This is a genomic window from Rhodococcus sp. NPDC059234, from assembly GCF_042754225.1.
Taxonomy (GTDB): Bacteria; Actinomycetota; Actinomycetes; order Mycobacteriales; family Mycobacteriaceae; genus Rhodococcus_G.
This window is the reverse complement of sequence record NZ_JBHZAH010000032.1, coordinates 17,962-43,550: the sequence shown is the minus strand read 5'-3', so window position 1 is coordinate 43,550 and position 25,589 is coordinate 17,962. Positions and strand designations below refer to the sequence as shown.

General features: G+C 69.5%; 23 protein-coding genes. 9 read left to right on the top strand and 14 right to left on the bottom strand.

Annotated elements, in window-relative coordinates:
• The 6 genes from ACFXGJ_RS09890 to ACFXGJ_RS09865 all read right to left on the bottom strand — a co-directional run.
• The coding region (locus tag ACFXGJ_RS09890; RefSeq protein WP_378618313.1) for a translation initiation factor IF-2 N-terminal domain-containing protein at positions 1–500 on the bottom strand (500 nt) is incomplete at its 3' end.
• A gap of 431 nt (positions 501–931) precedes the next feature.
• A complete protein-coding gene (ndk, locus tag ACFXGJ_RS09885; protein WP_378618311.1) occupies positions 932–1,351 on the bottom strand; it encodes a nucleoside-diphosphate kinase in 420 nt (139 codons plus the stop codon).
• A 19-nt stretch (positions 1,352–1,370) separates the two neighbouring features.
• Positions 1,371–1,784, bottom strand: coding sequence for a DUF4233 domain-containing protein (locus tag ACFXGJ_RS09880; protein WP_378618308.1), 414 nt, complete (start codon positions 1,782–1,784; stop codon positions 1,371–1,373).
• On the bottom strand, positions 1,781–3,196 hold the full coding sequence (locus ACFXGJ_RS09875; protein WP_378618325.1) for a bifunctional folylpolyglutamate synthase/dihydrofolate synthase: 1,416 nt from the start codon (positions 3,194–3,196) through the stop codon (positions 1,781–1,783). Before ACFXGJ_RS09875 ends, ACFXGJ_RS09880 begins: the two co-directional genes overlap by 4 nt.
• Positions 3,197–3,198: 2 nt before the next feature.
• On the bottom strand, positions 3,199–5,874 hold the full coding sequence (locus tag ACFXGJ_RS09870; protein ID WP_378618306.1) for a valine--tRNA ligase: 2,676 nt from the start codon (positions 5,872–5,874) through the stop codon (positions 3,199–3,201).
• A 24-nt stretch (positions 5,875–5,898) separates the two neighbouring features.
• Positions 5,899–6,507 (bottom strand): GNAT family N-acetyltransferase, encoded by a 609-nt coding sequence (locus ACFXGJ_RS09865; protein WP_378618303.1) that lies wholly within the window; start codon positions 6,505–6,507, stop codon positions 5,899–5,901.
• Positions 6,508–6,576: 69 nt separating this feature from the next.
• On the opposite strand from ACFXGJ_RS09865, the gene ACFXGJ_RS09860 reads away from it, so the two are divergent.
• From ACFXGJ_RS09860 to ACFXGJ_RS09850, 3 genes are read left to right on the top strand one after another with little or no spacing between them, the layout of a single operon-like run.
• Positions 6,577–7,983, top strand: a complete 1,407-nt coding sequence (locus ACFXGJ_RS09860; RefSeq protein WP_378618300.1) for an amidase — start codon at positions 6,577–6,579, stop codon at positions 7,981–7,983.
• A gap of 23 nt (positions 7,984–8,006) precedes the next feature.
• A complete protein-coding gene (locus ACFXGJ_RS09855) occupies positions 8,007–8,333 on the top strand; it encodes a DMT family transporter (protein ID WP_378618298.1) in 327 nt (108 codons plus the stop codon).
• On the top strand, positions 8,330–8,701 hold the full coding sequence (locus tag ACFXGJ_RS09850) for a DMT family transporter (protein ID WP_378618295.1): 372 nt from the start codon (positions 8,330–8,332) through the stop codon (positions 8,699–8,701). The genes ACFXGJ_RS09855 and ACFXGJ_RS09850 overlap by 4 nt, the downstream gene beginning before the upstream one ends.
• Before the next feature lie 3 nt (positions 8,702–8,704).
• Here the strand turns inward: ACFXGJ_RS09850 and ACFXGJ_RS09845 are convergent, their stop codons facing one another.
• The gene (locus ACFXGJ_RS09845; RefSeq protein ID WP_378618323.1) at positions 8,705–9,496 is read right to left on the bottom strand and encodes an SDR family oxidoreductase; all 792 of its coding nucleotides are present in this window, start codon (positions 9,494–9,496) and stop codon (positions 8,705–8,707) included.
• 135 nt (positions 9,497–9,631) lie between these two features.
• On the opposite strand from ACFXGJ_RS09845, the gene ACFXGJ_RS09840 reads away from it, so the two are divergent.
• Positions 9,632–10,510: an alpha/beta fold hydrolase gene (locus ACFXGJ_RS09840; protein ID WP_378618292.1), complete on the top strand. Its 879-nt coding sequence runs from the start codon at positions 9,632–9,634 to the stop codon at positions 10,508–10,510.
• A 16-nt stretch (positions 10,511–10,526) separates the two neighbouring features.
• On the top strand, positions 10,527–11,528 hold the full coding sequence (locus ACFXGJ_RS09835; RefSeq protein ID WP_378618289.1) for a zinc-binding dehydrogenase: 1,002 nt from the start codon (positions 10,527–10,529) through the stop codon (positions 11,526–11,528).
• 9 nt (positions 11,529–11,537) lie between these two features.
• On the opposite strand, the gene ACFXGJ_RS09830 is transcribed toward ACFXGJ_RS09835, so the two are convergent.
• Complete coding sequence (locus ACFXGJ_RS09830; RefSeq protein WP_378618287.1) at positions 11,538–12,542, bottom strand: iron-siderophore ABC transporter substrate-binding protein; 1,005 nt, start codon at positions 12,540–12,542, stop codon at positions 11,538–11,540.
• A gap of 108 nt (positions 12,543–12,650) precedes the next feature.
• Between ACFXGJ_RS09830 and ACFXGJ_RS09825 the strand changes: the two genes are divergently transcribed.
• From ACFXGJ_RS09825 to ACFXGJ_RS09810, 4 genes are all read left to right on the top strand, one after another.
• A complete protein-coding gene (locus tag ACFXGJ_RS09825; RefSeq protein ID WP_378618286.1) occupies positions 12,651–14,963 on the top strand; it encodes an FdhF/YdeP family oxidoreductase in 2,313 nt (770 codons plus the stop codon).
• A complete protein-coding gene (fdhD, locus tag ACFXGJ_RS09820) occupies positions 14,963–15,787 on the top strand; it encodes a formate dehydrogenase accessory sulfurtransferase FdhD (protein ID WP_378618283.1) in 825 nt (274 codons plus the stop codon). Before ACFXGJ_RS09825 ends, fdhD begins: the two co-directional genes overlap by 1 nt.
• 67 nt (positions 15,788–15,854) lie before the next feature.
• A complete protein-coding gene (murJ, locus tag ACFXGJ_RS09815) occupies positions 15,855–17,441 on the top strand; it encodes a murein biosynthesis integral membrane protein MurJ (protein ID WP_378618280.1) in 1,587 nt (528 codons plus the stop codon).
• 187 nt (positions 17,442–17,628) lie between these two features.
• The gene (locus ACFXGJ_RS09810; RefSeq protein ID WP_378618278.1) at positions 17,629–19,449 is read left to right on the top strand and encodes a DUF222 domain-containing protein; all 1,821 of its coding nucleotides are present in this window, start codon (positions 17,629–17,631) and stop codon (positions 19,447–19,449) included.
• A gap of 43 nt (positions 19,450–19,492) precedes the next feature.
• Here ACFXGJ_RS09810 and ACFXGJ_RS09805 read toward each other — a convergent pair whose 3' ends face one another.
• From ACFXGJ_RS09805 to ACFXGJ_RS09780, 6 genes are all read right to left on the bottom strand, one after another.
• A complete protein-coding gene (locus ACFXGJ_RS09805) occupies positions 19,493–19,990 on the bottom strand; it encodes a barstar family protein (protein ID WP_378618321.1) in 498 nt (165 codons plus the stop codon).
• Between the two features lie 285 nt (positions 19,991–20,275).
• On the bottom strand, positions 20,276–20,908 hold the full coding sequence (locus tag ACFXGJ_RS09800) for an MBL fold metallo-hydrolase (RefSeq protein ID WP_378618275.1): 633 nt from the start codon (positions 20,906–20,908) through the stop codon (positions 20,276–20,278).
• Positions 20,905–21,993: an S-(hydroxymethyl)mycothiol dehydrogenase gene (locus tag ACFXGJ_RS09795; RefSeq protein ID WP_378618272.1), complete on the bottom strand. Its 1,089-nt coding sequence runs from the start codon at positions 21,991–21,993 to the stop codon at positions 20,905–20,907. Before ACFXGJ_RS09795 ends, ACFXGJ_RS09800 begins: the two co-directional genes overlap by 4 nt.
• A gap of 122 nt (positions 21,994–22,115) precedes the next feature.
• Positions 22,116–23,393, bottom strand: coding sequence for a LuxR C-terminal-related transcriptional regulator (locus ACFXGJ_RS09790; RefSeq protein WP_378618269.1), 1,278 nt, complete (start codon positions 23,391–23,393; stop codon positions 22,116–22,118).
• Between the two features lie 27 nt (positions 23,394–23,420).
• Entirely contained in the window at positions 23,421–24,914 is a 1,494-nt protein-coding gene (locus ACFXGJ_RS09785) for an aldehyde dehydrogenase family protein (protein ID WP_378618267.1), read from the bottom strand.
• The gene (locus ACFXGJ_RS09780) at positions 24,911–25,558 is read right to left on the bottom strand and encodes an HD domain-containing protein (RefSeq protein WP_378618265.1); all 648 of its coding nucleotides are present in this window, start codon (positions 25,556–25,558) and stop codon (positions 24,911–24,913) included. The genes ACFXGJ_RS09785 and ACFXGJ_RS09780 overlap by 4 nt, the downstream gene beginning before the upstream one ends.
• Between the last annotated feature and the right edge of the window lie 31 nt (positions 25,559–25,589).

Genomic DNA, 25,589 nt, shown 5'->3' with positions numbered 1-25,589 from the left:
GTATTGCGGAACGAATGCGGATCCGACCATCGCCAGTATCCCACACGTGCGCGACGGCCCGCGCCAACGGCGCACCGCAGCGGTGAAGCAGGCGCGGCCTCGGCCTCGGGCTGCAGGAACAGCGGCGCCTGGAACACGGGCGCCGTTTCGGCGACGGGAACGTGCGCCTGCGGCTCGTCGGCGCTGGTGAACAGCGTCTTCGCCGGCTCGACGGCAGGTGCCTCGACCGCGGGCGTCTCGACCGCAGGCGTCTCGACCGCCGGGGTCTCGGCGGTCGGGCCGGCGAGCGCCGCGTGCACGCGCTCGGCGAGGGCGCGGTCCACGCTCGACTGGGCACTGCGCAGCTCGGCGCCGAACTCGGCGACCTGGGCGAGCACCTGCTTGCTGGTCAGCCCCAGCATCTTGGCGAGTGCGTGTACCCGGATCTTCTCCGGGAACACGGGTGCCGCGTTCTCTGCGGCGGAATTCTGTGAAGTTTCGGGCGGCGCTTGATCGGCCACGTAAGTCTCCTCGGGCCCCCGGGCGCGTCCACCTTGGCTAACCGGGTGTGACGCGGCCACTCGAGAGCGCTGTTTGTGTGCTCGCACCGGGTAGGCGCGAGTGTGTATGGTCTCGCCCCGCGCGGTTGGAAGTGATCCGTTAGTTCACTGCCAACTCGTACGGCGCCTGGCTGGATGGCTGTATTACGTGGTCCGTGCGCCTGATCATCCAGCGTGCCTCGGGCGAGGGATTTCCTGCATGCCGCGACAGCGATGAGGGCATCGAACCGTGGTGTCATCCGGTCGGGTCCGCACCGAACCTGGGTATTGCGGAACGAATGCGGATCCGACCATCGCCAGTATCCCACACGTGCGCGACGGCCCGCGCCAACGGCGCACCGCAGCGGTGAAGTGGAGCGGCGGAAGTTCGGGTTACGACCGCCCCGGGCTCGCTAGCCGCGAACGAGGTGGGGGAACCACAGCGCGATCTCGCGCTCGGCGGACTCCACCGAGTCCGAGCCGTGCACGAGGTTCTGCTGCCCGTCCAGGGCGAGGTCGCCGCGGATGGTCCCGGGGGCGGCCTTCTCCACCGGGTCGGTGCCGCCGGCGATCTGCCGGAACGCCGCGATCGCGCGCGGGCCCTCGACGACCGCGGCGACCAGCGGACCGGAGGTGATGAACTCGAGGAGTCCGGGATAGAACGACCGCTCGGCGTGCTCGGCATAGTGCGCGCCGGCCACATCGACGTCGGCCGTGCGCATCTCCAACGCGGAAATGGACAGGCCCTTGCGTTCGACTCGCGCAAGAATGTCTCCGACGAATCTGCGGGCGACGCCGTCGGGCTTGATCAGTACAAGGGTGCGCTCAGTCACGGGGGAACAGCCTAAACGTTCAGTCTCGTTGCCCTGGAAGCAGACCCTGTTCGATCCGCTCCTGGATGTCGCGCCGGAGGTAGAGCATGTAGACCCAGACCGCCGCGAAGAGCAGTCCCAGTGCACCGATCACCGGGTGCACCAACCATCCGGCGATCATCGCGACCTGCAGCGCCAGGTCGAAACCGATGGCCCACGACCTGCCCTGGACGCCGCACCCCAGGATCATCAGGCCGCCCAGGACGAGGATGTATGCGACCGCGCCGCCGCTGATGCCGTCGCCAAGCTTCGCGACCGCGGGAATCGCGAGCAGCACGACGATCGCCTCGAGGATCAGGATGCCCGAGCAGACGCCGCGGAACCCCTTCCACGGGTCCGTCGCCGGGGGCTTGAAGCCACCGGACTCGGGGGCCGGTTGATCGGGAGTGCTCACGCGGGGTCCTTTCCGAACAGGGTGCGGGCGACGCCTGCGGTGACCACGGATCCGGTCACCACGACGCCTGCCCCGGAGACGGCTTCGCCGGGCTCGGCGACCTCCTCGGCGAGGCCGATGGCGGTCTCGAGCGCGTCGGGCAGCGTCGGCGCCACCACCACCCGCTCGTCGCCGAACCGCGCGACCGCCAGGTCGGCGAGCTGGTCGACGTCCATGCCGCGCGGGGACCCGTTGTGCGTCACCACGATCTCGTCGAGCACGGGCTCGAGGGCGGCCAGGATGCCGTCGACGTCCTTGTCACCCAGCACGGCGACGACGCCGACGAGCTTGCGAAAGTCGAACTCGGCTGCCAGCGCCGCGGCCAGTGCCCGGGCGCCGTCCGGATTGTGGGCGGCGTCGAGGAACACCGTCGGAGCACTGCGGACCCGTTCGAGCCGGCCGGGATTGGTCAGCGAGGCGAAGGCTTCGCGGACGGCGTCGATCTCGAGCTGGCGGTCCGCGCCTGCTCCGAAGAACGCCTCCACCGCGGCGAGCGCGAGCGAGGCGTTGCGGGCCTGGTGCTCGCCGTGCAGCGGCAGGAAGATGTCGCTGTACACGCCGCCGAGGCCCTGCAGTTCCAGTTGCTGTCCGCCGACCGCGATCTGGCGGCCCAGCACCCGGAACTCGGATCCCTCGCGGGCGACGGCGGCGTCCGCCTCCACCGCGCGACGCAGCAGCACCTCGCTCACCTCGGGGACCTGCTCGGCGAGGATCGCGACGGTGTCGCGGGGCACGAGGGACTCGGGGGCCTTCTTGATGATGCCCGCCTTCTCCTCGGCGATGCCCGCGAGGTCACCGCCGAGGAACTCGACGTGGTCGAGGCTGATCGGGGTGATCACCGCGACCTGCCCGTCGATCACATTCGTTGCGTCCCAACGCCCGCCGAGACCGACCTCGACGACCGCCACGTCCACCGGTGCCTCGGCGAAGGCTGCGAATGCCATCGCGGTGAGCACCTCGAACTTGCTCATCGCGGGACCACCGGCGGCCTCGGACTGGGCGTCGATCATCGCGATGTACGGTGCCAGCTCGTTGTAGGTGTCGACGTACAGCCGCGGGGAGATCGGCTTGCCGTCGATGCTGATCCGCTCGGTGGCCAGCTGCAGGTGCGGGCTGGTCGTGCGGCCGACCCGCCGGTGCAGCCGGGTCAGCAGCGCGTCGATCATCCGGGTGACCGAGGTCTTGCCGTTGGTTCCGGCCACGTGGATCGCGGGGTAGCTGTGCTGGGGCGAACCCAGCAGGTCCATCAGGGCCGCGATTCGCGTCAACGACGGCTCGATCTTCGTCTCCGGCCACCGCTTGTCGAGTTCGGCCTCGACCAGTGCGAGTTCGGCCAGGTCGACCGGCGACGGCTGCGACTCCGAGCTGGGCATGCTCACGCCTGCCCCATGTCCCTGAGCCGGGCGGTGATCCGCGCGACCTCCTCGGCCGCCAACGACTGGCGGGCGCGGATCTTGTCGACCACGTTGTCCGGAGCCTTCGCAAGGAAGGCCTCGTTCGACAACTTGGCGGCCGTTCCGGCGAGCTCCTTCTCCGCGGCCGCGAGGTCCTTCTCGAGCCGCTTGCGCTCGGCGACCAGGTCGACGGTGCCGGAGGTGTCGAGCTCGACCGTGACGGTGCCGCGGCTGAGGCGGATCTCCAGCGACGCGGTCGCGGCGAAGTCCTCGGCCGGGTCGGTCAGCTTGACCAGCGCGGCCACGGCGGCCTGCTTGCCGTCCAGGTCCGCCTCGGCGACGCCGGTCAACCGCGCGGACACCTTCTGCTTGTCGTTGAGCCCCTGGTCGCTGCGGAACCGGCGGATCTCGGTGACCAGGCGCTGCAGGTCGGCGATGCGCGCGGCGGCGACGGCGTCGGTGGCCTCGCCGGCTGCTGCCGGCCACTGGGCGATCACCACGGACTCGCCGCCGGTCAGCACCTTCCACAGCGTCTCGGTGACGAAGGGCATCACCGGGTGCAGCATCCGCAGCAGCGCGTCGAGGACGGTGCCGAGCACCGCCCGGGTGCCCTCGGCCTCCTCGCCCGCGAACTGCACCTTGGCCAGCTCGAGGTACCAGTCGCAGACCTCGTCCCAGGCGAAGTGGTACAGCGCCTCGCAGGCCTTGCCGAACTCGTAGCGGTCGAAGGCGGCGTCGACCTCGCCGCGCACCTGCTCGAGCCGGTCGAGGATCCAGCGGTCCGCGTCGGTGAGCTCGGCCCGGGCGGGCAGCGGGGCCGGGGCCGCACCGTTCATCAGGGCGAACTTGGTGGCGTTGAACAGCTTCGTGGCGAAGCTGCGCGAGGACTTGGCGTGGTCCTCGCCGACCGACAGGTCGCTGCCCGGGTTGGCGCCGCGGGCGAGGGTGAAGCGCAGCGCGTCGGCGCCGAACTCGCGCACCCAGTCCAGCGGGTCGATGCCGTTGCCCTTGGACTTCGACATCTTCTTGCCGAACTCGTCGCGCACCAGACCGTGCAGGAAGACGTCCTCGAACGGCACCTGCGGTCCGCCCTTGGCCCCGCCCCCGGTGATGGCCTCGTCCTCGGACACGAACGTGCCGAACATCATCATCCGCGCCACCCAGAAGAACAGGATGTCGTAGCCGGTGACGAGAACCGAAGTGGGATAGAACTTCTCGAGCTCAGGGGTCTTGTCCGGCCAGCCCATCGTGGAGAAGGGCCACAGGCCGGAGGAGAACCAGGTGTCGAGGACGTCGGGATCTTGCACCCAGCCCTCGGGCGCGGTCTCGTCCGGTCCGACACAACGGACCTCACCCTCGGGGCCGTACCAGATCGGGATGCGGTGGCCCCACCACAGCTGACGCGAGATGCACCAGTCGTGCATGTTGTCTACCCAGCCGAACCAGCGCGGCTCGAGGCTGGCCGGGTGAATCTTGGTGTCCCCGTTACGGACCGCGTCACCAGCGGCCTTCGCGAGCGTCTCGACCTTGACCCACCACTGCAGCGACAGCCGCGGCTCGATGGACTCGCCGCTGCGCTCGGAGTGCCCGACGCTGTGCAGGTACGGCCGCTTCTCGGCGACGACGCGGCCCTGCTCGGCGAGGGCCTCGCGCACCTTGACCCGGGCCTCGAAGCGGTCCATGCCGTCGAACTGCGTTCCGGTGTCGGCGATCTTGCCGGTCTTGTCCATGATGGTGGGCATCGGCAGGCTGTGCCGCAGGCCCATCTCGAAGTCGTTGGGGTCGTGCGCGGGGGTGATCTTCACCGCGCCGGTGCCGAACTCCGGGTCCACGTAGTCGTCGGCGACGATCGGGATCTGGCGCCCCGTGATCGGGTGCTCGAGTGTCGTGCCGACCAGGTGCTTGTACCGCTCGTCCTCGGGGTGCACCGCGACCGCGGTGTCGCCGAGCATGGTCTCGACACGAGTGGTCGCGACAATGACGTGCGGCTCGCTGTCGTCGAGCGAGCCGTAGCGCAGCGAGACCAGCTCGCCTTCGACGTCCTCGAACTTGACCTCGATGTCGGAGATCGCGGTCTGCAGCACCGGCGACCAGTTCACCAGGCGCTCGGCGCGGTAGATCAGGCCGGCGTCGTACATCCGCTTGAAGATGGTCTGCACGGCACGCGAGAGGCCCTCGTCCATCGTGAACCGGTCGCGGCTCCAGTCGACGCCGTCACCGAGGCTGCGCATCTGGGTGCCGATGGTGCCGCCGGACTCGCGCTTCCAGTCCCACACCCGGTCGATGAATGCCTCGCGTCCGAGGTCTTCCTTCTTCTTGCCGTCCGCGGCAAGCTGCTTCTCCACCACGTTCTGGGTGGCGATTCCCGCGTGGTCCATACCCGGCAGCCACAGCACCTCGTAGCCCTGCATCCGCTTGCGGCGGGAGAGCACGTCCATCAGGGTGTGGTCGAGCGCGTGGCCCATGTGCAGGCTGCCGGTCACGTTCGGCGGCGGCAGCACGATCGAGTAACCCGGCTTGTCGCTGGTGGGATCGGCCGTGAAGTAGCCGGCGTCCACCCAGCCCTCGTACAGCTCCTGCTCCACGGCGCTGGGGTCCCAGCTCTTCGGGAGGGCGTCGGCGGGGTTCTTGGGGTCTTGCGGCGCGGCACTGGTCACCGAAGTGATTCTAGAGAACGGGACCTACCGTGGCGCGCGCCACATAGCCCACAGCGTCGGTCCTCCCCCCGGAAGCACGATCTCGCGGGTCACCTCGAAGCCGAACCGCTGGTAGTAGGGCAGGTTGGCTTCCTTGCTGGACTCCAGGTACGCCGGTGCGCGCTCGGCGTCGCAGCGATCGAGCCGCGAAGCCAGCAACGCCTGCCCGTGACCGGCGCCGCGGGCGGACGGCAGCGTCCCGATGGTGCTGAGATACCAGTGCGGCTCCTCGGGGTGCACCTTCTCCACCGTCTCCGAGACCTGTGCACCGACCCGGATCCGGCCACCGAGGGCCCGGAGCAGTCCAGGGAGGGTGCGCACCTGGCTCACCGCCGACTGCCGCCAGTGTCCGGGCGGATCCCACAGCGTCGCCCCGACCATTTCCCCGGACGGTTCCTCGCAGACCTCCACCCCACCGAGTCCGAGGTGATGGTGGCGGGTCACGGTGTCGAACAATCGCGGCAGCCCCGCACGGCGGGCGCTCTCGTCCGGCCACATCCAGGTCATCACCGGATCGTCCGCGAACGCCTCGGCGAGCACGCGCGAGAGCGCGCGAATGTCGGTGCGGACGGCGGGTCGTACGACGGCGGCCATCAGCCGAGGCTACCGGCGTCCCCCGAAATTGGGTGGCGGCCCGAACGATTGCGACGGGAGACTCTGCCGGTGGAACTCTACGAGTACGCGAGCCTCGACGCGGTCGGACTGCGCGCGCTGATCCGGGCAGGCGAGGTGACCGTGACGGAGGTCGAGACGCTGGCACGACGGGCGCTCGCGGCGGCGGACGCAGACCTGAACGCATTGACGCTTCCGCCGTTCGACCCGGCTCTGACGAGCTCGCCGGACGGACCGCTGGCGGGGGTACCACTGGTCGTCAAGGACAGCGGGCCGTTCGCCCGCGGGGTTCCGTTCACGCTCGGCAGCCGCGCCCTCCGCGGCGCGGTCGCCGGCGTCGACCACGAGATGATGTCGCGGTTCCGCACCGCCGGGCTGGTGACGCTCGGGCAGAGCACCGCGCCGGAGTTCGGCCTCAGCTTCGCCACCGAGACGGCGCGGTACGGACCGACCCGGAACCCGTGGGCACTGGACCGCGGTGTCGGCGGCTCGAGCGGCGGGTCCGCGGCACTGGTGGCGGCCGGGGCGGTACCGCTCGCGCACGGTAACGACGGGGCCGGGTCGCTGCGGGTACCGGCCTCGTGTTGCGGGCTGGTCGGTCTCAAACCGAGCCGCGGCCGCACCCCGAGCGGCCCACTCGCCGGCGAGGTGGGATTCGGGCAGGTCTACGAGTTCGGCCTCACCAGGACCGTCCGCGACGCAGCGCACCTGCTGGACGCGGTGTCGGGACCGGTCGTCGGCGAGAAGTACGCCGCCGCTCCCCCGGCCCGCAAATATGCGGACGAGGTCGGTGCCGATCCGGGACGGCTGCGGATCGCGGTGGACACCGGGGCTCCGGTGCCGGTCGACCCGCAGGTCGCGGGCGTGGCGGTGGACGTGGGACGGGTGCTCGAGTGGATCGGGCACGACGTGACGGTGGGGGCCCCGGAGGTCGATCCCGCGGACGTCGTCGAGGCCTGCATGCTCACCGCCGTCTCCACCGGCGCCGCGATGCTGCGTGCTCCGCGCCGGCCCGATCCGAACCTGCTCGAGGCGGTCTCGCGCGCGGTGCTCGCGGAGACGGCGTCGTTCACCGCACTCGACGTCATGGCCGGGATCGACGCGCAGCATCGCGTCAGCAGCCCGATCGGCCGCTTCTTCACTCGGCACGACCTTCTCCTGACGCCCACCCTCGCGCAGCTCCCGCCGCCGCTCGGCGCGCTCGACTACGACAACCCCGAATACACGGTGCGGGACTGGCTGCGGCGAATCTTCGAACTCGGTCCGTTCACAGCGGCTTTCAACGTGTCCGGGCACCCCGCGATCAGCCTGCCGCTCGGGTTGAGCAGGGAGGGGCTGCCGATCGGGGTGCAGCTGGTCGCCGCACACGGTCGCGAGGACCTGTTGCTCCGGGTGGCGGCGCAGCTCGAGGAGGCGGCACCGTGGCGGGACCGGCAGCCGTCGGTGTTCGTGGCCTGACGCGGCGGGATAGGTTGTCCGCCATGACGACCGCGTGGCTGTTCCTGGTGGTGGCGATCGGCGCGGAGGTACTGGGCACGAGCCTGCTGCCGCGCACCGACGGGTTCCGGCGCACGGGACCGACGGTCGCGGTGCTCGGGCTGTACGGCGTGGCGCTGTACTGCCTGTCGCTTGCGTTGCGGGCCCTGGACGTCGGCGTCGCCTATGCGGTGTGGGCGGGCGTCGGCACCGCGGCGATCGCCGCGATCGGCATGCTGATCCTGCACGAGCCGCGGTCAGCGTCGAAGGTGCTCGGCATCGGCTTGGTCGTCGCCGGCGTGGTCGCACTCAACCTCGGCGGCCTGGGATGAGCGAGAGCCGCCGAGCCTGGGCATTTCTCGCGGTCGCGATCTCCTCCGAGATCCTCGCGACGGTGTTCCTCGGGGCCACCGAACAGTTCACCCGCCCGCTGGTCACGATCGCCGTGCTGTGCGGCTACGTGCTCTCGTTCACGTGCATGGCGCAGGCCCTGCGTGCGCTGCCGATCAGCCTGGCGTACGCACTGTGGTCGGGCATCGGGACAGCCGCGGTCGCGGTGATCGGCATCGTCTTCCTCGGCGAAGGGTTGTCCGTCGCGAAGGTCGCGGGACTGCTGCTCATCGTCGCCGGGGTGGTCGTACTGAATCTGCGGCAGGCGGAGCCGGCACCGGAACCCGAGCAAATGCCGGCCGCCGACTAGCTCTTACAGCCCGTGCCTGCGTGCGACCATCCGCTCGACGACCGCCCGCGGCACGAGCCGCCGCAGCGCGAACACGAACGGTGCATTGCTGCCCACCGCGTACAGCTGCTTCGGGCGGTCGGCGTCGATCGCCTTGACGACGGTCGCGGCGACCGTGTCCGCCGAGACGCCGGCGGCCTCGTTGGCGTCGAGCCTGGAGATCATCGTGCGGTACTCGTCGGTGTACGGCGAACCGTCGACGAGATAGTGCGTGCGCCGCAAGCCGATTCCGGTGCTGATCGAGCCCGGCTCCACCGTCGTCACACCGATGCCGTAGGGCGCCACCTCGCGCCGGGCGGCCGTCGCGAAGCCCTTGATCGCCGCCTTGGTCGCCACGTACGACGACCGGTAGGCCAGCGGGAAGCTGGCGAGCATGGAGCCGACCATCACCACCCGTCCGTAGCCGCGCGCCCGCATCCCGGGCAGCACCAACTGGGTCAGCCGCACCGCGCCGAAGACGTTGGTCTGGAACAGCCGCTCGATCGCCACCATGGGCAGCTCCTCGATCGGCCCGCTCTGACTCTCCCCCGCGTTGTTGACGAGCACGTCGACCTCGCCCGCCGCGGCCGCGCAGGCCTCGATGCTCGCGGAGTCGGTGAGGTCCAAGGCGAGGTACTCGACGCCCGGGATCCGGTCCGCGATGGTCGACGGATCGCGACCGGTTCCGTACACCCGCCAGCCGCGTTCCACCAGGGTCTTGGCCACGGCCGCACCGATGCCCGACGAGGCTCCGGTGACCAGCGCGGTGCGAGGGATGCTCACGATTGCAGTCCTTTGTTCGTGTCGGAACGCCCGTGCCGGATCCTGCCACGAGTCCGGCGCGTCGTGCCGCAGTGTCCGGCAGACTGTCGGGTACGAGGCATTACGGGACGGACGACAAGGAACGAGCCGATGAGCAGTCCCCTACCTCCCGCACTGCAGGCCTGGCGGCGCCGCGGCCTCCACCTCACCGTCGGCGCGAACCGCATCTTCGTCGCCGAGCTGGGATCCGGCAACGGGCCGCCGATCGTCGTCGTGCACGGGTTCCCGGGTTCGTCCCACGACTTCGCCGCGGTCGCGCAGCGCCTCGCGTCGTCACGGCGGGTGGTGCTGCTGGACCTGCTGGGATTCGGCTTCTCCGACAAGCCGCCGAAGGCGCGGTACTCGCTGTTCGAGCAGGCCGACCTGGTCGAGTCGACGTTGTCCCAGTTGGGGATCGAGAGTTGCGTGCTGCTCGCGCACGACATGGGCGACACGGTCATCGCCGAGCTGCTGCACCGTCACAACGACGGCGACCTCGGCTTCGTCCCCGAGCGAGTCTTCCTGACCAACGGTTCGATCTTCATCGACCTGGCCCATCTGACGGGTGGACAGCGCGCGATGCTGCGAATGCCGTCGAGGGCGCTGCCGGTGGATCCGCCGGACTGGCTGATCGCCCGCGCGCTCGAACGCAGCTTCGGTCCCCGTTCACCCGCGCCGGACGGCGCGATCGGCACCCTGGTGCGGATGATCCAGCACGACCGGGGCGGGCGGCTGCTTCCTCGGCAGAACCGCTACCTGCTCGAACGACGGAAACACCAGGCGCGATGGACCGCCGGACTCGTCGACTACACCGGTCACCTCACGCTGCTGTGGGGAGCGGACGATCCCATCGCCGTCGTCGACATGCCGGCCCGGTTGTCGGTGCTCCGCCCCCGGACAGAGGTGACAATTCTCCCGGACGTCGGCCATTGGCCGGCCCTCGAAGCACCGGAATTGGTCGCCGAACTCGTCAAGCGGGGCCTCGGTTAGCAACTAGGGTCAAGCCATGCGCGCAGTCGTGATCACCAAGCACGGAGAAGCAGACGTCCTTCAGGTCCAGGAGCGACCGTCCCCGCCACTGCCCGCCGACGGGGTACGCATCGCGGTCCGCGCGGCCGGGGTGAACTTCGCCGACGTGATGGCTCGGCTGGGCCTGTACGCCGACGCTCCCCCGCTGCCCAGCGTGGTGGGGTACGAGGTGTCCGGAGAGGTCGTCGAAACCGGACCGGAAACAACGGATTTCGCGGTCGGCGACCGGGTCTTCGCGGGTACCCGATTCGGCGGCTACGCCGAACAGGTCTGCGTGCGCCAGCGCGATGCGACCGCGCTGCCTGACTCCCTGAGCTACGAACAGGGCGCGGCGATTCCGGTGAACTACGCGACGGCCTGGGCCGGGCTGGTCGGTTACGGCAGCCTGCACGCCGGCGAGCGGGTCCTGATCCACGCGGCGGCGGGCGGCGTGGGAATCGCGGCGACGCAGATCGCCAAGCACTACGGCGCCGAGGTCTACGGCACCGCCTCGCCCGGAAAGCACGACGCCATACGCGGATTCGGCGTCGACGTGGCCATCGACTACCGACAGCGCGGCTGGGACCGGGACCTGCCGCCGATGGACCTCGTCATGGACGCGATCGGCGGCGCCTCCCACGCGCGCAGCTACTCGCTGCTGCGCCCGGGCGGGCGACTGGTGGCGTTCGGAGCCAGCTCGGTGGTCTCCGGCGACAAGCGCAATCTGTTCAAGGCCGCGCCGCAGGCCCTTCGGATGATCCGCGGATTCAATGCCATGAACATGATGACCGAGTCGAAAGCCGTGATCGGCCTGAACATGCTGCGGCTCTGGGACGATCGCGGCACCCTGCAACCGTGGATCACGCCGTTGCGGGCACTGATCGAGGAGTCCGTCGTGCGCCCGGTCGTCTCGGATGTCGTTCCGTTCGACCGGGCGCCCGAGGCACACCGGATCCTCACCGAGCGCCGCAACGTCGGCAAGGTGGTGCTGGTGCCCTGAGGCCGGGGCCTACTTGGTGAGCAGCGGCGTGATCCGCGGCGGGATCTTGTCGAGCGCGTACGGCAGCGACAGCACGGTGCTCCACGTCATGGCCTCGGCCGCCTCGTCCTCGAGGATGATCGTCCGACCCTCCTTGACCGAGCGCAGCTGCTGGTAGACGGGCGTCTTGTCCAGTTCGGCCCGCAGCTTGTCGCCGAAGCCGCCGCCGGCGTACCAGACCAACAGGTCGGCGTCGGCGAGCGAGAGCTGCTCGGTGCTGATCGGCGCGAAGTTGGTGGTGGTGATCTGCTGCGTGACAGTGGGGTTGACGAACCCCAGCTCGGTGAAGAACCTGACCTTCGGATCCTCCGGCCCGTAGACGCCGAACTGGCCGGGGCCCTTCAGCGCGCCGACGATCACCGTCTTGCCCTTGAACGCGGGGTTGGCCGCGGAGACGGAGGTGAACTTGTCCTGCACCGAGGTGACGAGCTCCTCGGCCTTGTCCGACTTGCCGAGCGCCTTGCCGACGATCCGGGTCTGGTCCTGCCACGGCACGCCGTAGTCGGCGAACTCCTTGGGCTGGGTCACCGTCGGCGCGAGCGCGCTGAGCTTGTCGTGCTGGCTCTGCGTCACGCCCGAGTAGGTACCGAGAATCAGGTCCGGGTTGGTGGCCGCGACCTTCTCGACGTCGATGCCGGTGTTCGCGGTTCCGACGATCGCCGGGTTCGCGCCGCCGAGCAGGTCGTGCGCCCACGGCCACGTCGCGTCGGGCTGGTTGCCGTACCAGTCGAACACTCCGACCGGGACCACACCGAGCGCGAGAATCGCGTCCTGGTCGTTGTACCCGACGCTCACCACCCGCTGCGGGTTCGCCCCGACCTGGGTCTGCCCGTACTTGTCGGTGAGCGTGGCGCCCGCCGATCCGGCCGAACCTCCGTCACCGCCGCTGCTGCAGGCCGCCGCCGCGAGCGCGAGCAGCGCACCGGACGTTCCGACCAGAAACCCACGACGCGTGATGCGACCTGCGCCTGCCATCGACTCTCCTCCACGATTCAACAAAAGCTAGGTAAGGCTAGCCGAAATCGTAGGCCATTCGGTGTGGTACGACTTTCGGCAGGTAGCAGACCAGTCCACTATGGACACATGACGCGTAAGGGACCGGACAGCGACATCGACGAATCCCGGCTCGAGGTCACCCACAGCAAGGACCACGCGGCGGGCGTGCCCGCGGTCCTGGTGTCCCTGCAACGGGCGGTCGAGCAGATGGGCACGATGCGCACCGCCAAGACGCTCACCCGGCTCAACCAGCGACACGGCTTCGACTGCCCGGGTTGCGCCTGGCCGGAGACGCCCGGTCACCGCAAGCCCGCCGAGTTCTGCGAGAACGGCGCCAAGGCCGTCGCCGAGGAGGCGACGCTGCGCACCGTCACCCCCGAGTTCTTCGCCGCCCACTCGGTCGCCGAACTCGCCGACCGGACCGACTACTGGCTCGGACAACAGGGCCGGCTGACCCACCCGATGGTGTTGCGCGAGGGCGCGACCCACTACTCGCCGATCGGCTGGGGCGAGGCGTACCGGCTGATCGCCGACGAACTCCGCTCGCTGACCACCCCGGACGAGGCCGTCTTCTACACCTCCGGCCGCACCAGCAACGAGACCGCGTTCCTGTACCAGTTGATGATCCGCAGCTTCGGTACCAACAACCTGCCGGACTGCTCGAACATGTGCCACGAGTCCTCCGGCAGCGCGTTGAGCGAGTCCATCGGCATCGGCAAGGGCTCGGTGACGGTGCCCGACCTCGAGTTCGCCGACCTGATCCTCATCGCCGGGCAGAATCCCGGCACGAACCACCCGAGGATGCTCTCGACGCTCGAGGCCGCGAAGGGCAACGGCGCCAAGATCATCGCGATCAACCCGCTCCCCGAGGCGGGCCTGCTCCGGTTCAAGGACCCGCAGAAGGTCGGCGGGGTGATCGGTCGCGGCGTCGACATTGCCGACGAGTTCCTGCAGATCCGTCTCGGCGGTGACATGGCACTGTTCCAGGGCCTCGGACGGCTGCTGTTCGAGGCGGACGACGCCGCCCCCGGCACCGTGGTCGACCGGGACTTCGTCGAACAGCACTGCGCGGGCTTCGACGACTACGAGCGCCAGGTCCGCGGCGTCGACCTCGACACCGTGCTCGAGGCCACCGGCCTGACCATGACCCAGTTGGTTGACACGGCCGCCGCGCTGGTCCGCTCCGAACGCACGATCGCCTGTTGGGCAATGGGACTGACCCAGCAGGCACACGGCGTGGCCACCATTCAGGAGATCACCAACCTCCTGCTGATGCGCGGGATGATGGGCAAGCCCGGCGCCGGGGTCTGCCCGGTGCGCGGGCACTCGAACGTGCAGGGCGACCGCACCATGGGCATCTGGGAGAAGATGCCCGATCATTTCCTCGACGCCCTCGACCGCGAGTTCTCCATCACCAGTCCCCGCACGCACGGCTGGGACACGGTCGACGCGATCCGCGGCATGCGCGACGGCAAGGCGAGGGTGTTCATGGCGATGGGCGGCAACTTCCTGCGGGCCACCCCGGACACCGAGGCCACCGAGGATGCGTTGCGGCGCTGTTCGCTGACCGTACAGGTGTCCACCAAGCTCAACCGGTCGCACGTGGTGACCGGGCGGACCGCCGTCATCCTGCCGACCCTCGGGCGTACCGACAAGGACGTCCAGGCGAGCGGGAAACAGCTTGTCTCCGTAGAGGACTCGATGTCGATGGTGCACCTGTCCCGCGGCAACCTGACCCCGGTCAGCGAGCACCTGCGCAGCGAGGTCGCGATCGTGTGCGACCTCGCCCAGGAATTGCTCGGCCGCGACCACTCGGTGCCCTGGGCCGCCTTCACAGCCGATTACGACCGGATCCGCGATTCGATCTCGCGGGTGGTACCCGGCTGCGAGAACTACAACGAACGGGTTCGCCAGCCGGACGGGTTCCAGCTGCCGCACCCGCCGCGCGACCGGCGCGAATTCCCCACCCACACCGGCAAGGCCAACTTCGCGGCGAACCCGCTGCAGTGGGTGCCCACTCCCCCCGGCAGGCTGATCCTGCAGACACTGCGCAGCCACGACCAGTACAACACCACGATCTACGGCCTCGACGATCGCTACCGCGGCGTCAAGGGCGGCCGCCGGGTGATCTTCGTGTCCGCCGCCGATCTTGCCGAGCAGGGCCTGACCGACGGCGCCGCGGTGGACATCGTCTCCGAGTGGACCGGCGCCGACGGCTCGCTCGAGGAACGCCGGGTCACCGACTTCCGGGTGGTCGAGTACGACACCCCGCGGGGCAATGCGGCCGCCTACTACCCTGAGACCAATCCGCTGGTCCCACTCGATCACGTTGCGGCGAAGTCGAACACGCCGGTCTCGAAGGCCGTCGTCGTGCGACTGGAGCCAGTCGGGAGCAACTGATGGGACGCGTCACCGCCCGTCGGTCGGTGCTGCGGATCGGCCAGACCGGGACCGTCCGCAGGCCGGACTCCCTCGCGGTCGAGGAACCACTGGAGATCCGGATGGGTGGTCGATCGCTGACCGTCACGATGCGCACCCCCGGCCACGACATCGACCTGGTGCACGGGTTCCTGCTCGGCGAGGGCATCATCGGGTCCGCGCACGACATCTCGGTGATCCGCTACTGCGACGGTGTCGACGACGAGGGCGCGAACACCTACAACGTCCTCGACGTCGCACTGGCGCCGGGCGTGGCGGATCCCGTGATCGCACAGCGCAACTTCCTGACCACCTCCGCCTGCGGGGTGTGCGGCAAGGCCTCCCTCGACGCCGTGCGGGTCCGCGCGCTGTACGAGCTGACCGACTCGCCGCTGACTGTCACGACGTCGGTGCTGGCCGAACTGCCCACCACCATGCGGGCACGGCAACGGGTGTTCGACTCCACCGGAGGCCTGCACGCCGCGGGTCTGTTCACCGCGGACGGCGCACTGTTGGCGCTGCGAGAGGACGTCGGCCGGCACAACGCGGTGGACAAGGTGCTCGGCTGGGCACTGACCGAGGGCCGGGTTCCGCTGTCCGAGTCGATCCTCGCCGTGAGTGGACGCGCCTCCTTCGAACTGGTCCAGAAGGCGGTCGTGGCAGGCGTCCCGATGCTGGCCGCCGTGTCCGCGCCGTCCTCGCTCGCCGTCGATCTCGCCGCGGAGTCCGGCCTGACCCTGGTCGGGTTCCTGCGTGGCGAGACCATGAACGTCTACGCCGGTGAGCAGCGCATCAAGCTGACGTAGCGGGTGCGGTGAGGTCCGTCGTCCGGCCGCGCCCGCCTCGACAGGCACATTGGGGCATCATGGTCGAATGGGGGTTTCTCGGGGTGCGTTCGCGCGTGCGACTGGCGCGGTGGCTGTTGCGACCACAGCAAGTCGCACGACTGGATTCATCCGGACTCTCGCACTGGCGGCTGTGCTCGGTGCAGCGGCGGTCGGCGATGCCTACAACGGCGCGAACAGTATGCCGAACATGGTGTACGAGCTTCTTCTCGGCGGCGTGATGAGCAGCGTCCTCATTCCGGTCCTGGCGCGTGCCCAGCTCCGTGGGCGGGCGTACTCGCGACTGTTCACGCAACGCCTGCTGCTGGCAACGGTTATCGCCGCGAGCGTGGTCACCGTGCTTGCTGTGGCGTGTGCACCGCTGATGGTGTCCACACTTGTCGCCGGCGGGGAGCAGTCGCAGTTGGCGACCGTGCTGGCGTATCTGTTGCTACCTGAGATCTTCTTCTACTCGGTCGCCGCGACCGTGACAGCGGTGTTGAACGTGCGCGACAGCTACACGCCAGCCGCGTGGGCGCCCGTGTTCAACAACGTGATCGTGATCGCAACGGTCGGGATCTTCGCGGTGATGCCAGGCCCGGTGACGTTGGTCCCGGCCTCTATGACCACCGCCCAGATCCTCGTACTCGGGCTCGGCACCACTTCGGGAATCGTGGGACAGGCAGCGTGGTCGGTCCGGGCGTTGCGTTGTACCGGATTTCGGTGGAGTTGGCGAGTTCGGCCGATCCCGTACACGTGGCGCCCGATTCGTGTGGGGACGAAGCTGCTCGGCTGGGTTGTCCTGTACGTCTTGATCAGCCAGGTCGGCGTCGCCGTCATTCTCCGAGTGGCCTTCAGCCACGGCGGGGTTTCGACCTACACCTATGCCGATCTGCTCTTCCAGGTGCCGTACGGCATCCTCGGGGTGTCCTTGCTGACCGTGCTGATGCCGCAGATCGCCCACGCAGCCGCCGTCGGAGACCACGATGCTCTCGTTGCCGACATGGGCCGCGCGGCCCGCTATTCGATGGTCGCTCTCGTCCCTGCCGCCGTCGCGATGACCCTTCTCGGACCGATGCTGACCACGGTGATGTTCATCGGTCGTGTCGATGTCGAATCAGCCCGCCTCATCGGGATCGCGCTAGCACTGTCAGCGTTCGGTCTTCCGCCGTTCGCTCTGGTGATGCTGCAACTACGAGTCTTCTACGCAGGCAACGACATGCGCACCCCGGCACTTGTCAACCTGGCCATGGTGGCCACGAAGATCAGTGTGATCGCACTGAGCGTGACGGCCTTGCCCGATACAGCAATTGCGGTGGCGCTGCCAGTCGCGAGTTCCCTTTCCTACCTCGTCGGCGCCATCGGTGGCCACCTGATCCTCCGCCACCGATACGGCCTACTCGGATTTCACTCAGTGCTCGAGACCTTCGCGCGGGCATTGTGGGCGTCGATAGTTGCCGGTGTGGTCTGCATCCTTGCGGTCGGGGTCACGCACCACCTGCTCGACAACCCCCGCGCGGCCGCTGCGGCGACGCTGACGGCCGTATTCGTTCTCGGAGCACCGACATTCCTCGTTGCATCCCAGAAGATCGGCATCCCGGAAGTCCGCAATGCCAAGGCACTTCTCAGTCGGTGAGCTGGTGCGCCCGCCGGCGGTTGATCGTCGGCTCACGGAGACTGCGCCGCTAGCCGCCTGCCCCACGAGGACGAGGACCTCTTCAGGTTCACGATCTCGCTCTTGACAGTTCATGCACCTCGCGCGGTCCCCGGCACGTCGGCCGAAACCGCCGTGGGGGCCGGCCCTGCAAGATAGACTCGAATGCATGTTCGATTCCGGGGTGGAGCTGAGAGACGGCGGGCCGAAGGTGGCCGTCGCCGAACCCGCCCTGGACGCCGACTCCGCACTCCTGTCGGAGATTGCCGGCAGCTGCCGAACCGAGAACCGGGCCGCGGCACGGAAGGTACTGGCGGCCGGTCGCTTGTGGGATGCGTGGATCGAGCGCGACGCGGAGCTGATGTCGGGGAAGATCACCGACTGTGGCAACGCGGCGATCGCGGAACTGGCCGTCCGCCTTGGGTGTTCGAAGACGGTGGCCGAGTCGTATGCGTCGCTGGGGATGGATCTGCGACTACGACTCCCGTTGACCATGGCCGCGTTCGAGGCCGGAGATCTCGATCTTCCTCGGGCACGTGCGATCTCGCGGGAGACGACGGGGCTGACCGACTCGACGACGGCCGCGCTCGAGCCTCAGATTCTCTCCTCTGCCCGACACCTCTCGCCCGGCCCGCTGGCGAGGGAGATAGAACGACTGGTCGCCGCGTGCAGCCCCGAGGAGGCGGCCGAGCAGCGTGCGGACGCGCAGAAGTTCGAACGCCGGGTCGTCAAGCGCCGCGGCCGAGGATGCGCGACCGTCGAGGTGACCGTCTCACCGGAAGAGGGCGAGGCGTTCATGCAGTTGGTGGCCGAGTTCGCCGGGACCGTCTGCCGCCACGACCGGCGCGGCGCGCAGGAGCGACTGGTCGACTCCGTCCTGGCGCTCGTCCACGGCGAGCCGTATCTGGAGTGCACGTGCGGTCGCCCCGACTGCGCGGCCGCAGGAGTCGACGCGCTGCCTGGTCGCCGAGCACCGCTCACCCAGATCACGATCGATCTGCCGACGCTGCTCGGGTTGTTGTCCGAGCCCGCCTACCTGCACGGCCACGGCCTCGTCGACCCGGCGTTGGCTCGCGAGTTGGCGGCCACCGGCACCTGGCAGGCGATGCTCACCGAGGCCCTCGAACTCGCGGAGGAGCTCGGTCTCGTCGAGCACGAAGTCGAGGACCAGGACCAGGACGACCCACGTTCCGACCCCGCCGACGTCCGCGCGACGAACGCCGACACTGCCGGTACCGATGCGGTGGACACCGACACGGCCGAGACCAGAACAGCGGACACCGATGCGGCTGATTCCGACGCTTCAGTAGCCGGCGCTACGAACACCGACCCGCCGCCGTCACAACCGCCGCGATTCTGTGTCCGCTCGTTCCTGGCTCGCGGCGGTCGACGCAAGGCCGGACCCGTCCCCAGCGCCCCGGGCAGAGCAGCGCCGCGACCGCAGCACTCGCCACCAACCAGTGTCGGCACGCTGGCCGATGCGATCCTCGCTGCCGTGCAGGCGAATCCCGCCCTCGCGCAGGGTGTGTTCCGGGACGGCCACGGCGGGCTGCTCGTGCCACCCTCCGGCGCACTCACCTACCGTCCCGACGCCGCCACCGCTGCACTGGTGCGCGCTCGGGACCAGCACTGCCGCTTCCCCGGATGCAACCGGCCCGCCGCACAATGCCAGCTCGACCACATCGTCGAGTACCTCGTCCGGAACCCACTGTCCGGTGGATGGACCATCGTCTCGAACCTGCAGTGCCTGTGCGCTTTCCACCATCAACTGAAGACGCTGGGACTGTGGAAGGTCGTCACTGTCGGCGGCCCGCACCTGGGCGGCCACACCCTGATGTGGACCTCGACCCTCGGCGCGAACGCGGTCACTCTCCCGGGCGGATCAGCAGGTGCCGCCGATCTCAGCGCTCTACGCCCGAGAATCACCGGCCGACGCGGAACCTCCACAACGACCGTCCCGGAAACGGATCCGGACCCGCCGCCGTTCTAAAAGTCACGCGAGGTCCGGAAACCGCTCGATCACCCGCTCGCATTCATCGGTCCCGGCTTCGTGGTGACCGGTGATCAGGACGTCGAAGCGCATGCCCGCATCGCTCAGTACATGCACGATCCGGTCGGCGAGCAGATTGTGGTCGCCCTCGCCCCGCAGCCCCGGCCTCGGTCGCGTAGATCTGAACCTCGTTCTCGACGATGTCGCCGTCGTGGAACGGGGCCGGTGGGTCGGGCTCGACATCCCACATCGGACCGATGAGAACGTCCCTCGCACCGACCGGTTCGAGGCCGGTGGCGACGCACTCGACCAGGCACAGCATCGGGTGTCCGCAGAGCGCGGCGAGCCGCGCGTTGCGGGCGAAGATGTCCAGCAGCAGGTTCGCGTTCCATCCGTCGAGGTCGAGGAGGGTGTCGAAGCCGGCGATCGCGAGGACCGTACCGGTGCCGTCCGGATCACTTCCGTACGCGAACTGAGCGACGTCACCGAGAACATCGTTGAAGGCGCTCGGGTTTCGCCCGTAGTACGCCGGGAAGGACATCGCCGCCGCGAGCGCGTCGTGCATGTCGCCGACACTGGTCCACCCGCTCGCGTCGATTCGATGCACGAGGTAGCCCAGATCGGCGAGTCGGTCGCAGGCAGAGCCGAGGTCGAAACGAGTCGGATACCGGAACACGCAACCGTTCTGGAGTAGCGCCAGTCGAACCGCTGTCGCTGGCCGTTGAACCGGGTTCGGTCGGTCGGGTCGAACAGCGATTCGCGCACCATCACCGCAGATTACGGGGCCCGCACCGCCCAATCGGCGATACGGGCCCCGGCGCGTGGCTCAATTGCCCCGCTTGATCCACTCCTCGAGGTGCGGCGACTCGGTGCCCAACGTGGTGCCGTCACCGTGTCCGGTGTGCACCCGGGTCTCGGCGGGCAGCGCGAACAGCTTGTCGCGGATCGAGCCGATGATCGTCGGGAAGTCCGAGTACGACCGCCCGGTCGCGCCCGGGCCGCCGGAGAACAGGGTGTCGCCGGTGAACAGCTCCCCCACCTCCGGCAGGTACAGGCAGGTCGAGCCCGGCGAGTGACCGGGCGTGGCGATTGCCTGGATGTCGGTGCCCGCCACCGTGATCCGCTGCCCGTCCACGAGGGTGCCGTGCGCGACGCCGGGATGGGTCATCTCCCACAGCACGTCGTCGGCCGGGTTCAGCAGGATCGGCGCGTCGAGCCGCTCGGACAGTTCCGGGGCAACGGTGACGTGGTCGTTGTGCCCGTGGGTGCACACGATCGCCACGACCTTCCGCCCGCCGACGGCATCGATGATCGGCTGCGCCGTGTGGGCGGCGTCCACGACGACGACCTCGTCGTCGTCACCGATCAGCCAGATGTTGTTGTCGACGTCCCAGGTGCCGCCGTCGAGGGCGAAGGTTCCCGACGTGACGACCCGGTCGACCCGGAATGCGCCACTCACAGCACGACCACCGAACGCAGCACCTCGCCGCGGTGCATCGACTCGAACGCCTCCTCGACCTGGTCGAGCGCGATGCGCTCGGTGACGAACTTCTCCAGCGGCAGCCGACCCTGCTGGTACAGGTCGACGAGCATCGGGAAGTCACGCTCGGGCAGGCAGTCGCCGTACCAGGACGACTTGAGCGAGCCGCCGCGCGAGAAGAAGTCGACCAGCGGCATCTCCAGCGTCATGTCCGGGGTGGGGACGCCGACGAGCACGACGGTGCCGGCCAGGTCGCGGGCGTAGAACGCCTGCTTCCAGGTCTCCGGCCGGCCCACCGCGTCGACCACGACGTCGGTGCCGAAGCCGTCGGTCAGCTCCTGCACCGCCTCGACGACGTCGTCGACCTCGGTTGCGTTGATCGTGTGGGTGGCTCCCAACTCCACGGCCCACTCGAGCTTCTTGGGGTCGCGGTCGATCGCGATGATCGTGCCCGCACCGGCCAGGCGCGAGCCCATGATCGCGGCATCGCCGACGCCGCCGCAGCCGATCACGGCCACCGAGTCACCGCGACCGACATTGCCGGTGTTCATCGCGGCGCCCATGCCGGCCATGACGCCGCAACCGAGCAGCCCGACGACGGCCGGGTCCGCGGTCGGGTCCACCTTGGTGCACTGACCCGCGTGCACCAGCGTCTTGTCGGCGAACGCGCCGATGCCCAGCGCCGGGGTCAGCTCGGTGCCGTCCTCGAGGGTCATCTTCTGGCTCGCGTTGTGGGTGTCGAAGCAGTACTGCGGGCGACCCCGCTTGCAGGCGCGACACTGGCCACACACGGCCCGCCAGTTCAGTACGACGAAGTCGCCTACCTCGACGGATTCGACTCCCTCGCCGACACTTTCGACGATCCCCGCCGCCTCGTGGCCGAGCAGGAAGGGGTACTCGTCGTTGATGCCGCCGTCGCGGTAGGTCAGGTCGGTGTGGCAGACGCCGCACGAAGCGATCGCGACGACGACCTCGCCCGGCCCGGGGTCTGGAATCGTGATCGGGACGATCTCCACCGGAGCGCCCTTCGCGCGTGCGATCACTCCTCGAACCTGCTGCGGCATGGCCTGGTCTCCTCACTTGTCGGCGACGCGGGTGCACACATTGCGATACCCGCATGTCGACCGTAGCCCCACGACGACCGGCAGCGACCTGACCGAAAGAACGGCTGCACCTGGCCGAAGTGTCAGGAGGCCGGCCGGACTCCCGCCTCGGCGGCAACGGCGGCCGCCTCGCCGCGGGTGCCGACCTCGAGTTTGCGCAGCACGGCCGCCACGTGGAACTTCACGGTGCTCTCGCTGACCTGCAGCCGCTCGGCGATCGCCCGGTTGCGGCGGCCGGCGACGAGGTGCTCGAGCACCTCGACCTCCCGCGGACCGAGCACCGACAGGGTGTGCCTGCTCTCCCCCGCCTCGGGCGCATCGAGCGGCAGCACCGCGGACAGTCGCGATCCCCAGCCGCGAGTCGACTCCGACTCGTACGTCCCGCCGAGGGTTTCGACCCGAGGACGCAGCTGCCTACCGAGCTCGGCCAGGTCCACGGCGCCACGACCGTCGTCTCGTATGTCGATCAGGAGGTTCGCGCCGTCACAGTCCCAGGCGACCCGCACGCGGCTCAGGTCCGGCTGGACCGCCAGACCCAGCACCGCACCCCGCACCACGGCCCGGGCGGCGTGCGCGACCTCGCCCGGCAACCCGCGTCCGCCGACCGGGGGCTCCACGAGCTCGACGTCGACGCCGCCTGGCACCAGTCCGCGCAACTCCCCGCGCAGTCGGGCGAACGCCGTGGTGACGGCCTCCTCGGCCATCTCCCGATGCTGGTCGACGGCCGAGCGCAACCCGATCAGCGCGGAGGTCGAGGATTCCCGCGCGGTGGCGCGCGCCCGGGTGTCGTCGAGGTCCGGCGAACGCAGCGTCGCGAGAATCGTCTCGAGTGTCGCGGCGTGCGCCTGCGTCAGTTCCGCGACGGTGCGGGCGCGTTCCGCGGACGCGGCCCGCGACTCCGCGAGGTAGGCGGGGCTGGCGTGCCGCACCTGCAGCTGGATGCCGAGCGCGACGACGGAGAACAACGCCGCGAGAAGTCCGTCGTCGACGTCGGCCTTGCCGCGCGGGACGACGACGAGCAGGGTGTCGGTGCGGTCGAGAATGGCGTGCACCGAGTGTTCGCGCCCACCGAGGGCGACAGAGGTGCGGCGGATGATCGACGAATCCTGCTGCGCCGGACCGATATCCGCACGCACCCGGTCGAGCTCGGCGACCGTGACACGATCCACGATCCGGGCGTCGCCGGCGACCTTGCGCGGCCGGCCCGTGCACTCGCGGGTGAAGATCACCAGCGCACTGTGCGGCACCAGCGGCGCCACCAGGGCGGAGAAGCGCCGTCCGATGTCCGGCAACGGGCCGACGAGGACCCCGCGCAGCCCGTCGAGGAGGGCCTGCTCACTGCCGCGGGTCGTACTGCTCACGCTCTGCACCCTATCGGCAGCAGGCTCTCAGCCGGCCCGGTGCACCGACTGCGGGGTGAGGTACGCATTGAGCCCCTCGACCCCGAACTCCACCCCGAGCCCGGAGTCCCCACGGCCGCCGAACGGGGCGCTGTGGTTGGAGGCGAAGGAGTTGATGCCGATCGACCCGGAGTCGACTCGGCGCGCCACCGCGATCGCCGCCTCGGTGTCGCTCCCGAACACGATGCCGCCCAGCCCGAACTCCGTGTCGTTGGCGAGCGCCACCGCCTCGTCGACGGTGTCGTAACGCGTGACGGTGACGACGGGCCCGAAGATCTCCTCACGGGCCACCCGCATGTCCGGGGTCACGTCCGCGAGCACGGTCGGCTCGACGAACCAGCCACGTTCGGTGTCGGCCCTCGCGCCGCCCGTCGTGACCCGCGCGCCCTCCGCTCGCGCCGATTCGAGGAATCCGAGCACGATCTCGTGCTGCGCCGCCGTCGCGGACGGACCGAACACGGTGTCCTCGTCGAACGGGTCGCCCTGCTTCGCCGCCGCGACGGTGCGGGTGACCATCTCGACCACCTCGTCGTAGCGCTGCGCCGGAGCGAGGATGCGGGTGGCGATGTAGCAGGTCTGGCCGGTGTTGCGCAGGCACGAGCGGATCAGCACGTTCGACATCGCGTCGAGATCGGCGTCCGGGAGCACGATCGCCGAGGACTTCCCGCCGAGTTCGAGGGTGACCGCGCGCAGCAGCTCGCCGCAGGCGGCCGCGATCCGCCGGCCGACCGCGGTGGATCCGGTGAACGCCACCTTGCGCACCTTCGGGTGCCGCACCAGCAGGTCGCCGGTCCGGCCCGCGCCCGTGACGAGGTTGACCACTCCGGCCGGAATCCCGGCGGCCACCGCCGCGTCGACGACGAGGCGGATCGACAACGGCGTGGTCTGTGCCGGCTTGATCACGACCGTGCAGCCGGCGATCAGGGCCGGTGCCAGCTTCGCCACGACCAGGTTGATCGGGAAGTTCCACGGCGCGATCAGCGCGCACACCCCGATCGGATCGCGATGGACCTCGGTCTCGCCAGGCCGGTTCGGATACGGACGCACGTCCGGGGTCTCGAGGTACGAGGCCAGCGACGCGAAGTAGCGCAGGATGCTCGCCGCGTTGGCCGCCGCACCCCCGGTCTCGGCGATCGGGCTGCCGTTCTCGCGGGTGTTGGTCCAGGACAACGGTTCCGCCCGCTTGTCGATCTCGTCGGCGAGCCGCAGCAGGTACTCCGCCCGCACCGACGGCGCGAGATCCGACCAGCCGGCGCCGCGGAACGCCCGGTCCGCGGCGTCGACTGCACGGTCCACGTCGTCCGCCGAGGCGTCGGGCACCGACGCCCACACCTCCTCGGTCGCCGGGTCGACGACGTCGATGCGCTCGTCGCTGATCGCGCGCACCCACTCCCCGTCGACGAAGAGGTCGTCGACGTGGGTGTAGGGCAGGTTCACCGAGTCGCGGGACACCGCAGCTCCCGTCACCGCAGCTCCCGTCACCGCAGCACCTCCGTCTTGAGCAGGGCCCGCGAACGGGCCAGGTCGGCGGTCGCGATCGCGACGGCGGCCTCGGTGGCGAGCTCGGGGACGATCTCGCTCTCGAGTCGATCGCAGTAGAGGGCGGGGGTCAGCCCGAACCACGACGACGCCAGGGCGATTCCCGTGGAGCCGAACCGCCACAACCGGTCCGCGTCCCGCACCAGCGAGTCCTCGAGCGACTTGGCGTCGGGGCGGGTGTCGTGGCCGTCGACGATCGCGCAGACTCGGTCGACGAAGTCGGCGTCGTACCCGAGGGGCGGCAGCACCTCCCGGGCGATCAGGCAGCCCTGTCGCTCGTGTTCGAAGCGGATCGCGGCCTTGCGCCAGTCACCACTGAATCCTTCGGAGATGATGCGTGATTCGTCGACGCGGCCCCAGCCCGTGTCGTGCAGCAGGATCGACACCCGCACCAGCAGGGCGTCCGCTTCCGGATGGACGGCGCACAGCCGTTCGGCGTAAGCCAGCGAGATCGGCAGGTGAATGTCGTTGCCGCGCATTCGGGTCTCGGGTATCACCGACTTCCAGATCGGGTCCAGGTCGGTGCCCGCCGCCGCGGACAACTCGATCGGCGAGGTGTCGACGGGGCAGGTGGTGGTGATGAGCATGGTGTACCTCGGTTCTCGTGGCCGGTGGCCG